This window comes from Actinomadura oligospora ATCC 43269 (genome assembly GCF_000518265.1).
In the GTDB taxonomy this organism is placed as follows: domain Bacteria; phylum Actinomycetota; class Actinomycetes; order Streptosporangiales; family Streptosporangiaceae; genus Spirillospora; species Spirillospora oligospora.
Genome location: NZ_JADG01000003.1, coordinates 193,603 through 204,507, shown reverse-complemented (window position 1 = coordinate 204,507; position 10,905 = coordinate 193,603). Strand labels below are relative to the sequence as shown.

The following is a 10,905-nucleotide window of genomic DNA, read 5'->3' as shown; positions in this document are numbered from 1 at the left end:
TCACTCGTGGTGGTGTCGGCCGGCGGCGTGTTGGGCCAGCAGGGTGTCGGCGCGCACGGGTTCCGGTCCGAGCGCGGCCCGTACCCGGAACCGCCGCCGGGCCTCGGCGTTGCGCCTCGCGACCGCCATGACCTGGCCGAGCATGAGGTCGAGGCGGTCCCTGGTCTCGGGCCTCGCGGGCTCGCCGTCCGGGCGCAGCGCCGCGGTCGCGGCGGTGAGCGTCACGCCGAGGGGCGTCGGCCAGCCCCGCAGCGCGTGGGCGACCGTCCGCAGCGTGGCGAGCGTGGAGGCGGCGCCCTGGTCGCCGAGCGCGAGCGCGACGCACCCGATGGACCTGTCCTGCAGGAACGGGCGGCGCTCCTGCGCGAGGTCGTTGGCGTAGTCGAGGGCGTTCTTCAGCAGCCCCGAGATCGTGCCGTGGTAGGCCGGGGAGAGCAGCACGACCCCGTCGGAGTTCGCGAGTTCGTACAGGTACCGGGTCAGCTGGGGGTGGCGGCCGCTCAGCCCGTACCGGTAGTGCGGGAACTCCAGGTCCTCGCCGGTGAAGACCGTCGTCGTGGCGCCGCGGCAGCGTCGCGCGCACCAGGCCGCGATCCGGTCGGCCTTGGATCCGGCGTGCAGGGTCCCGCTGAGGAACACCACGTGGGGCGCCGTGCCGTCGCCGCGACGCGCGGTCTCGCCTGGCCTCATGACCTCACCCGATCCGCTCTCCGGCCTCGGGCCCGAGCAGGGCGGCGCCGCGGAGCCGCTCCTCGGCGGTGTGCTCGACGCGCGCCATGGCCACGCGCAGGATCGGCGGCGCCATGAGCGAGGTCACGACGGCGACCAGGATCACGATCGTGAACGTCTCTCCGCTCAGCACGCCGAGGTTCAGCCCGGCCATCGCGACGACCACCTCGATGACGCCGCGCGCGTTCATCCCGGCCCCGAGCGCGAGCGCCTCCCAGCGGCCGAGCCGCCCGAGCCGGGCGCCGAGGTAGGCGCCGCCGAACTTGCCGAGGATCGCGACCGCCAGCACGGCGAGGCCGGTGCCCAGCACCTCGGGACGGGCGAGCGCGGACAGGTCCACGCGCAGCCCGACCGTGGCGAAGAACACCGGGGCGAGCACGCCCAGCACCACCGTCCGCAGCGGCGCCAGGGCGTGCGGTTCGATCGCCCCGCAGGTGCCGATGACGATGCCCGCCACGAACGCCCCGAAGACCGCCTCGAGCCCCATCGCCTGGGTGGCCGCCGCGCCGCCGAGCATCAGCGCCGTGGCGGCGGCGACGGTGCCGCCGGGCCCGGCCGAGGCGCCCGCGCGCTGGAGGATCCACCGCGCCAGGGGCCGTCCGGGAAGCGCGGCGAACGCCACGACCAGCGCCAGGTAGAGCAGGGAGAGCCCGAGCCGGCCGCCGTCCAGGTGCGACACCGCGAGCGCCGACACGACCGACAGCAGCAGCCAGCCGATGATGTCGTCGACGATCCCGGCGGCGAGCGTCAGCTGCCCGATGTTGCGGTGCAGCAGGTTCATGTCGGTCAGCGTCTTGGCGATGACCGGGATGGCGCTCACGCACATGGCCACGCCCAGGAACAGCGCGAAGACCGGCCGGTCGACGCTGTCCGGCACCAGCGAGCCCGGCACCAGGTAGCCGACCCCGACGCCGAGCGCCAGCGGGATGAGCAGTCCGCTGAGGCTGACCTGGGCGGCGGTCCGGCCGCGCCTGCGCACCATGGCGAAGTCCAGGTGGCTGCCGGTGATGCCGACCAGGAGCAGGACGCCGATCTGGCCGAACGCGTCGAGCAGGTGCATCTGGCCGGCCTCGCGCGGCAGCAGCCAGCCGGACAGGTCGGGCGCGATGTGGCCGAGCAGCGACGGGCCGAGCAGCAGTCCCACCAGCAGTTCCCCGACGAGGGCGGGCATGCCGATGCGGGCGGCGGCGCGTCCCATGAGGATCGCGAGTCCGAGCAGCGCGAAGACCTGGAGCAGGAAGATCAGGAGCTGGTGCGGGGGCAGTGGGGGGACGGGGGATGAGGCAAGGGGCATGGGGGTCTCCACAGAATGGGGGTCTCCACAGAGGGGGTCCGACGGGGGACGGGACGCCTGGTGCCTACTGGCCGTAGCCTCCCCACTCGATCAGGAGGCGCTGCCGCTCCTCGGGGGTGAGCACGTCGATCTCGCGGACGGGACGGTCCTGATCGGCCGCGAGGTTCTCCAGCAGCCGGGTCAGCCGGGCCGCCCGGCGCTCGATCTCGGCCCGCTCGAACGCGTCGGACCGGTAGCCGAGCCACAGTTCGAGCCGGGGGCCGGGGATCGCGATGAGGCGGAGCGGGTAGTGGGTGCCCTCGTCGACCTCCAGGCCCGCGAGCCTGACCTCGCGCAGCGGCGAGCCGAGCGCCGCGACGTCCAGGGGGTAGTTGACGCACACCATCGTGCTGTCGAAACGCGCGCCCTCGCCCGCCCGCCGCTGGATCTCCGCCAGGCCGAGGTGGTGGTGCGGGATGAGGGCGGCCTGCTCGTCCTGCGTCCGGGTGAGGAACGCGAGGACGGTCTCGCCGTCGCGTGGCGCGAGGCGCACCGGGACCAGGTTGGTGAACAGGCCCACCATCCGCTCGACCCCGGGCAGCTCGGGCGGACGGCCGGAGACCGAGCCGCCGAACACCACGTCGTCCCGTCCGGTCGCGTGTGAGAGCAGCAGCCCCCACGCGCCCTGGACGACGGTGTTCAGGGTGAGCCCGTTGCGGCGCGCCCAGGCGGTGAGCGCGGCGGTCGCCTCCTCGTCCAGGCCGCTGCGGATCTGGTCCTGGGGCGCGGACGGCAGGTCCTCGACGGCGGGGGCGACCAGGGTGGGTTCGGTGAGGCCGTTCAGCGCGTCCGTCCAGGCGGTCGCCGCGGCGTCGGCGTCCTGCCCGTCCAGCCAGCCGAGGTAGTCGCCGTAGCGGGTGACGCGCGGCAGGCCGGACGTGTCGCCGCCCCGCTCGTACAGCGTGAACAGCTCCTCCAGCAGGACCGGGGTGGACCAGCCGTCCCACAGGATGTGGTGGATGGTCAGCACCAGCCGGTACCGCTCCGGCGCGAGCCTGAGCAGGAGGAAGCGCAGCAGGGGCGGCCGTGCCATGTCGAAGCGCTGGGCGCGTTCCCGCTCGGCGAGGCAGGTGGCCTCGGCCGACGCGGCGGACTCCCCCAGGGCGGTCAGGTCGACCTCGGTCCACGGCGGGGCCATCTCGGCGCACAGCACCTGGACGGGCCGCGTCAGCCCGTCGTAGCGGAAGGCCGCGCGGAGGTTGGCGTGCCGGGCGAGCACCGCCGCCGCGGCCGTGCGCAGGGCCGCCGGGTCGAGCGGGCCTTCGAGGTCGAAGCGCAGCTGGGCGCTGTAGACGTCCACCTCGTGCTCGGTGAGGAAGGCGTGCGACAGCAGCGCCTCCTGCATCGGCGCCAGGGGCAGGAGGTCGGCCAGGCCGGGATGGGCGGCCTCGAGTTCCTCGATCCGTGCCTGGTCGAGGCCGGTCGCGGGCACGTCGGACGGCGTGCGTCCGGCGCCGGTGTGCTTGGCCAGGCCGTGCAGCGCCGCCGTCCACAGGTCGGCGAGCGCGGCCACGTCGTCCCGGTCCAGGAGGCCCGGCGCCCAGGTCACCGTGGCCTCCAGCTCGGGGCCGCCGTCGCCCGCCTGGTCACGGGCGATGACGTCGAACCCGAGGACGTGGGTGAGCGGCATCCGCGGATCGGCTCCGCCCTCGACCTCGATCGGGCTCCAGTCGCCGTTCCCGTCCAGGTCGAAGCGTCCGAGGTAGTTGAACGCGATCTGCGGCGCGGCGAACTTGGCGAGCTCGGGGCCGCTCTCCGGGTCGAGGTACCGGAGCAGGCCGTGGCCCAGCCCGTGGGCGGGGACGGCCCGCATCGACTCCTTGACGCGCTTGAGCACGGTCCCGGCGGCCGGGCCGCCCGCGACGACCTCGTCCCAGGACGCAAGGCCCGGCTCGAGCCGCACCGGATGGGCGCTGGTGAACCAGCCGACCGTGCGGGACAGGTCCGCGCCCGGCACCACCGACTCCTCGCGGCCGTGGCCCTCCACGTCCAGCAACACGTCGGGCACGGTCGTCCGGCCGGTGCGGCCCCGCCACTCGGCGACCGCCAGCGCCAGGCCGGTGAGAAGGACGTCCGCCGCGCCCGCCCGGTAGGCGGCCGGGACGCGTGTCAGCAGCGGCGCGCTCACGTCCGCGGGCAGGCGCAGCCGGAGCCGCCCGGCCTCCCCGGCACGGTCGGCGGCAGGATCGAGGGGCCGCCTGGCCAGGGGCGGGTCGGGCCGGTCCAGGGTCCGCGTCCAGTGGTCGAGCTCGCCCGCGTGGGCGGGCGCGGTGGCGGCGAGCCCGTTCGCCCAGCGCCGGAACGAGGTCGGCACCGGCGGCAGGACACCGCCGTCGAACGCCGTGACCAGGTCGGGCAGCAGGATCCGCCAGGACACCCCGTCCACGGCCAGGTGGTGGACGACCAGCAGGAGCCGTCCCGGGGTGCTCGCCCCGGCGTCGAACCACACGGCCTGGAGCGTCGCGCCCTCGCGGGGCGCGAGCCGGGACCGCGCGGCGGCGGCCTCGGCGGCGACGACCGCGGCGGTCTCGTCCTCGCCGAGCCCGGCGACGTCGACGCGGGTGAGGGGCGGGACGGCGTCCGGCCCGGACGGCGGGGGGATCTCGAGCGACCCGTCCGGACGCAGCGTCAGGCGGAGCGCGTCGTGGTGGTCGAGCAGCGCCTTCAGCGCCGCCGCGAGCCGCCCGCCGCCGAGGCCCGCGGGCGCGCGGAGCAGCACCGACTGGTGGAAGCCGTCGATCTCGTCCGCCGTCTCCAGCAGCCACCGGACGATCGGGGTGGCCTGGACGGTCCCGAGGCGCTCCCCGGGCGGTTCGGCCGTCCCGGCGTCGGCGTCGCGGACCGCCGCCGCGAGGCCCGCCGCGGTCCGGTGCTCGAACACCTCCCGGGAGGAGATCCGCAGCCCGGCCTCGTGCGCCCGGGAGACCAGCTGCAGCGCCATGACGCTGTCGCCGCCGAGGTCGAAGAAGGAGTCGTCCGCGCCGACCGCCTCCAGGCCGAGGACCTCGGCGACCAGCGCGCACAGCGTCCGCTCGGCGGCGGTGCGCGGCGGCCGTCCGGTGACCGGCGCGGCGAAGTCGGGCTTGGGCAGCGCGCGGTGGTCGACCTTGCCGTTCGGCGTGACCGGCAGCTCGTCGAGGACGACGACGGCGGCGGGGACCATGAAGTCCGGCAGCGCCCCGGCCGCGAACTCGCGCAGGTCGGCGGGCCGCGCGTCCCGTCCCGGCTCGAGCACCGCGTAGGCGGCGAGCCGCCGGTCGCCCGGCCGGTCCTCCCGGGCCACGACGGCGGCGGCGCGCACCGCGGGATGCCCGATCAGGACCGTCTCGATCTCGCGGGGCTCGATCCGGAAGCCGCGCACCTTCACCTGGTCGTCGGTGCGGCCCAGGTACTCCAGGCACCCGTCGGGCCGCCACCGCACCAGGTCCCCGGTCCGGTACATGCGCCCGCCGGGCGGCTCGTACGGGCACGGGACGAAGCGGTCGGCGGTCAGCGCGGGCCTGCGCAGGTAGCCCCGGGCCAGGCCGTCCCCGGCGACGAACAGCTCGCCCGGCACGCCCGGCGGCAGGAGCCGCAGGCCGGGGTCGAGCACGTACACCCGCGTGTTGGAGACGGGACGGCCGATCGGCGGACGCTCCCGGCCGCGGATCGGGTCGCTCGCGGTCGCGGCGACGGTGGCCTCGGTGGGCCCGTACACGTTGATCATCCGGCGGCCCGCCGCCCAGCGCGCCACCACCTCCGGCTCGGACACCTCGCCGCCGGTGGCCAGCGTGACCAGGCCGGGCAGGTCGGGCTCGGGCAGGCCCGCGAGCACCACGGGCGGCAGGGCGGCGTGCGTGATCCGGTCCTCGGCGAGCCGCCGGACCAGCTCCTCGCCCAGCGGCGGACGCCCGGCCGGGGCCAGCACGAGCGTCGCGCCCGACAGCAGCGCGGGCCAGATGTCGGCGACGGACGCGTCGAAGCTGGGCGAGTTCAGCTGGAACATCCGGGTTCCGGGGGCGATCAGGAACCGCTCGATGTGGTCGGCGGCGAGGTTGACCACCCCGGCGTGCGTGGCGACGACGCCCTTGGGCAGGCCGGTCGATCCTGAGGTGTAGATGACGTAGGCCGGGTGGGCGTCGTCGGCTTCGGTGGAGGTGGCTTCGGCGGGGGCGGGGTCGTCCGGGGGCTGGGCGGAGGTCGTGGGGAGCTGGCCCGGGGTGAGCGAGCGCACCCGGGCGTCCGCGTCCAGGTCCACGCGCGCGGGGCCCGGGACGTCCGGCGCCCCGGCCCCGGCGCCGGTGATCACGCAGATCGGGGCGGAGTCCTCCAGCATGTGGCGGATCCGCTCGGCCGGATACTCCGGGTCGACCGGCAGGTAGCCGCCGCCCGCCTTGAGGACCGCCAGCATCGCCACGACGAACTCCGGCGACCGGGGGATCACCAGGGCCGCGAACCGCTCGGGGCCGACGCCGATCGCGCGCAGCCGGGACGCCAGGTCGGACGACCGCGCGTCCAGCTCTCCGAAGGTCAGGGCCGCTCCGTCGGACTCCAGCGCGACCGCGCCGGGCGTCGCGGCGGCCTGCGCGGCGAAGCGTCCGTGCAGCGTGCCGTCGCGGTCCCGGGAGCGCGCCGAGTCGTTCCAGCGGTGCAGCAGCGTGTCCCGCTCGGACGGTGTCAGCAGGTCGATCTCGCCGACCGGCCGTGCGGGGTCCGCCACGGCGGCGGCGAGGAACCGGGGGAACCGGTCCCGGTGGTCGGCGACGTCGTCCTCGTCGTAGAAGTCGGGGTTGGCGTCGAAGGCGATCGCCGCGCCGCCGTCCTCGGCCCCGTCGTACACGCCGAAGGTGAGATCGACGGCGGGCCCGGACGACAGGTTGTGGGCGGTCGCGGGCGCTCCCCCGAAGGCCGTTCCGCGCGGGAACGTCAGGATGTTGACCATCGCGCCCAGGAAGCCCCGGTCGTCCCCGGTCAGCCCGAGGTCACGGCACAGGTCCTCGTGCCGGTAGCGCTGGTGCGCGAGCGCCGCGCCGAACTCCGCGCCGACCACGGGCAGCAGGTCGGCCAGGCTCGCCTGCGGGGGGACCTCGATCCGCAGCGGGACGGTGTTGGCCAGCATCCCGGGCGTGCGGCGCGCGGACGGGGAGGTCCGCCCGGTCACCGGCAGGCCGAGGACGACCTCGCGCCGTCCGGTCATCCGGGCGAGGTAGGCGGCCACGGCCGCCACGAAGACCACGGGCCAGCCCGTGCGCGCGTCCCGCGCGACCGCGCGGAGGGCGGCGGTCATCCCGGGGCTCAGGGCGCCGGTCCGGCGCAGCCGCTGCCGGGTGTCGCGCTCCCCTGGCCGGGCGGAGCCGCGGATCAGGCGGGTCGGCGCGGGCATGTCGGCGAAGCGTTCCGTCCAGTACGCGCGGTCCCGGACGAAGTCGTCGGAGGCGCGGTAGGCGGCGTCCTCCGCGACCAGCCCGGCGAGCGATCCGAACCCCGAGGGGCCGGGTTCTTCGCCCCGCTCCAGCGCCGTGTAGATCGCCGCGAGCCGCCGCGGGACGAGTGAGTAGCCGAAGCCGTCCGCGACGGCGTGGTGGTAGCGGTGGTAGAAGGTGTAGCGGTCGTCCGCCCGCTTGAGCAGCATGAACGAGCTGAGGGGCCCGGTGGCCAGGTCGAACGGCCGGTCCATGTCGGCCCGCATCAGGGCCAGCGCCGCCGCGTCCGGTTCGGCTTCCCCAGCGACGTCGGCATACGGCAGTTCCGGTCCGTCCGCGTCGTCCGCCGGGGCGAGGACCTGCCACAGCCCGTCGCGCTCCTCGATCGAGCGGACGCGCAGGACGTCGGCCTCGCCGCGCAGCCGCCGCCACGCCTCCGTCATCAGCCGCCGGTCCACCGGCCCGTGGATCTCCAGGTACTCGCCGACGGCGTACCGGCGGCCGGACGGGTCGCGCTGGTGCGCCAGCCACACCCCGGTCTGGGCGGCAGACAGCCGCAACCGCTCACCGGATCCGGGGCCGGGGCCGGGGCCGGGGCCGCCGAGTTCGTGTCCGCTGTGTTCGGGTTCGCCGAGTTCAGGCATCGCGCGCCTCCACCCGCTCGTCGGAGCCGTCCAGATCCCCCCGCAACCGCTCCAGCAGAAGTGCCACCAGGTCCCCCGGGACGTCCTCGTTGTAGAAATGGCCGCCCGGCAGGGTCCGCGCCTCGAACCCGCCGACGGTGTGCGCCGCCCAGCGCGGCGCGTCGGAGGCGGTGAACGTGGTGTCGGCGTCCCCGGCGATGGCGGTGATCGGGCAGGTCAGCGGCGCGCCCGGCGTGTAGCGGTAGTCGTCGGCCATCAGGAAGTCGCTGCGCAGCATCGGCAGCGTGAGCCGCCAGAGCCCCTCGTCGGCGAGCGGCGCGGCGCCCGAGCCGCCGAGCCGGTGGATGAACGCCCTGACCTCCTCGTCGTCGAACCGCAGCCCGGTGGGCACGCGGGCGTCCGGGGCCTTGCACGCCGAGGCGAACAGGTGCGCCAGCGGCGACGGGTAGCGCGGCCGGACGCGCCGGGCCGTCTCGAACGCCACGATGGCGCCCATGCTGTGCCCGAACAGCGCCGCCGGGCGGTCGAGCACCGCCATGACCTCCTCGGCGATCGCGTCCGCCATCGCCGTCAGGTCCCGAACGAGCGGTTCGGCGTAGCGGTCCTGCCTGCCCGGGTACTGCACGGCGAGCAGCTCGACGGACGGGGGCAGCAGGTCGGGCCAGTCACGGAAGGCCGAGGCGGCCCCGCCCGCGTTCGGGAAGCAGATCAGACGCAGGCGCGCGGCGGGGCGCGGACGGAAGGCGCGGATCCAGGAGAGGCCCACGGGTCAGGCGCTCCCCGCCGGGTCGTACGACCCGGTCCCGGCCGGGTCGTACGACTCGGCCATGGCGACGGCGATGCTGCGCGGCCCGGTGAACCGCTCGCGGCCGTGCGAGGTGAGCATGTTGTCGATGACCAGGACGTCGTCCTGCCGCCAGTCCTCGCGGACGAGGTTCTCGCGGTAGCACGCGCGCAGGTGGTCCAGCACGTCGTCCGGGATCCGGCCGCCGTCGCCGTAGTAGGTGTTGGTCGGCAGGCCCTCCTCGCCGAGGATCGCCAGCAGCCCCTCCCGCACGTCCTTGGGCAGCGTCGTGTGGTGGAAGAACGTGACGTGGTTGAACCAGACGGTCTCGCCGGTCTCGGGGTGGACGTGGGCGGTCTCGCGGACGGCCCGGGTGCGCAGGCCGTCCTCGCCGCGCCACTCCAGCTCCAGGCCGCGGCGCGCGCAGTACGCCTCGACCTCCGCGCGGTCCCCGGTGTTGAAGGTGTCCCGCCAGGTGACGCCGAACCGCTCGTGGAAGTTGCGGACGAGCATCCAGCCGCGCCGGGCGAACTCCTCCCGCACACCGGGGTCGATCGAGGCGTGCACGCGGCGCGCGTCGGCGAGCGGCGTGGCGCCCTCGGTCTCGGGCGGACGGTCGCAGAAGAAGTACAGGAACCTGGGCCAGGTGACCTGGTACGAGCTCTCGTTGTGGAGGAAGATCTCCTCGTCCGGCGGGTAGTCGGTCGAGGTGTAGACGTGCCCCTTGATGGCCGAGCGCGGCGAGGACCGCTCGGCGTACTTCAGCGGCGGCTCCCCCGACAGGGCGCGCACGACGCCCGCGAACCCCTCGACACCGCCGATCGCGAACCCCCGCAGCAGGATCGCGCCGTGCTCGGACAGCAGCCCGCGCAGCCGGGGCCGCTCGGCCTCGATGAACTCGGTGGCCGAGGAGGATCCGCCCGGCTCGGCGGCCACCCTGTACGGGAGCACCCGCCCCTGTTCGGTCATCGGTCTGTTCTCCGGTCCTCGTGGTGGACGTGGCTGACGGGGTCTTCGATCGCGGGGATGCGGGCTTCGGTCGCGGGCGTCCGGGCGGGTGTCAGTCCGACATCGCGACGAGGACGCGACGCGGCCCGGTGAAGGGGCGGCGGCCGTGCCCGACGAGGACGTTGTCGATCAGCAGCAGGTCACCGGCCCGCCAGTCGACGTCCACCGCGCAGTCGAGGCCCCGGTCGCGGACCTGGATCACGTGCTCGGGCGGGATCGGCGAGCCGTCGGCGTAGGTCACCGACTGCGGCAGGTCCTCCGCCGGCATGATCTTGGCGAGGGCGGCGGCGGTCTCGTCGCCGAGCCCGGCGGCGTGCCACTGGTCGGCCTGGTTGAACCAGACCTCCTCGCCGGTGACCGGGTGCGTGATCGTGGCGGGACGCAGCTGGCCGACCCGCAGCCCGCCGTCCGGCCGCCACTCCCACTCGGCCCCGGACTCCTTCAGGTAGGACTCGACGTCGGCGCGGTCCCCGGTCTCGAAGGTGTCCTGCCAGCTCTTGCCGAGTCCGAGGCCGTCGTGGAGGTTCTGGTGGTAGCGGACTCCTCCGGCGAAGGCCGCGCGCACGTCGTCGTCCAGCGCGGCCAGCCAGCGGGCCCCGTCCACGACCGGGGTGGCGCCGCCGGTCTCCGGCGCGCGCTCGCAGAAGAACGCCAGCCTGGCGGGCCACCGGTGCGCGTACGACATCTCGTTGTGCATCGAGATCGTGTACTTGGGCGGGTACTCGGTGGAGGTGTAGACGTTCTTGCCGACCTTGGTGCGCGGCGAGTTGCCGTGCACGTACGCCAGCCGGTTGGGGAGCAGGAGGTCCAGGATCGGGTCCAGCTCGCCCTGGGTGACGCCGAAGCCGCGCAGGACCAGCGCCTTCTCGTGCGCGAGGAGCGCCTCGAGGTCGCCGAGGGCGCGAAGGTGGGCGGCCAGCCCGGCCGCGCTCGCCTCGGCCCCGGCCCCCGCCGGGTCGATCTCCAGTGGGGCCCACCGCGAGCCGTCGCCCATCTGCCTCTCCC

The 10,905-nt window shown here is 75.2% G+C and carries 6 protein-coding genes; all 6 read right to left on the bottom strand.

Annotated elements, in window-relative coordinates; all coding sequences use genetic code 11:
- Positions 1 to 690, bottom strand: a complete 690-nt coding sequence (locus tag P696_RS42330) for an NADPH-dependent FMN reductase (protein ID WP_064743836.1) — start codon at positions 688 to 690, stop codon at positions 1 to 3.
- Positions 691 to 694: 4 nt separating this feature from the next.
- Positions 695 to 2,023 carry a cation:proton antiporter gene (locus P696_RS42325; protein WP_034482682.1) on the bottom strand — a complete coding sequence of 443 codons (1,329 nt, stop codon included), beginning with the start codon at positions 2,021 to 2,023 and terminating at the stop codon, positions 695 to 697.
- A gap of 64 nt (positions 2,024 to 2,087) precedes the next feature.
- Entirely contained in the window at positions 2,088 to 8,108 is a 6,021-nt protein-coding gene (locus P696_RS0100855) for a non-ribosomal peptide synthetase (RefSeq protein ID WP_051466502.1), read from the bottom strand.
- Positions 8,101 to 8,874 carry a thioesterase II family protein gene (locus P696_RS0100850; protein ID WP_026410865.1) on the bottom strand — a complete coding sequence of 258 codons (774 nt, stop codon included), beginning with the start codon at positions 8,872 to 8,874 and terminating at the stop codon, positions 8,101 to 8,103. Before P696_RS0100850 ends, P696_RS0100855 begins: the two co-directional genes overlap by 8 nt.
- Positions 8,875 to 8,877: 3 nt before the next feature.
- Positions 8,878 to 9,861: a TauD/TfdA family dioxygenase gene (locus P696_RS0100845; protein ID WP_026410864.1), complete on the bottom strand. Its 984-nt coding sequence runs from the start codon at positions 9,859 to 9,861 to the stop codon at positions 8,878 to 8,880.
- A gap of 91 nt (positions 9,862 to 9,952) precedes the next feature.
- Positions 9,953 to 10,894, bottom strand: a complete 942-nt coding sequence (locus P696_RS0100840; protein WP_026410863.1) for a TauD/TfdA family dioxygenase — start codon at positions 10,892 to 10,894, stop codon at positions 9,953 to 9,955.
- Positions 10,895 to 10,905: the final 11 nt, after the last annotated feature.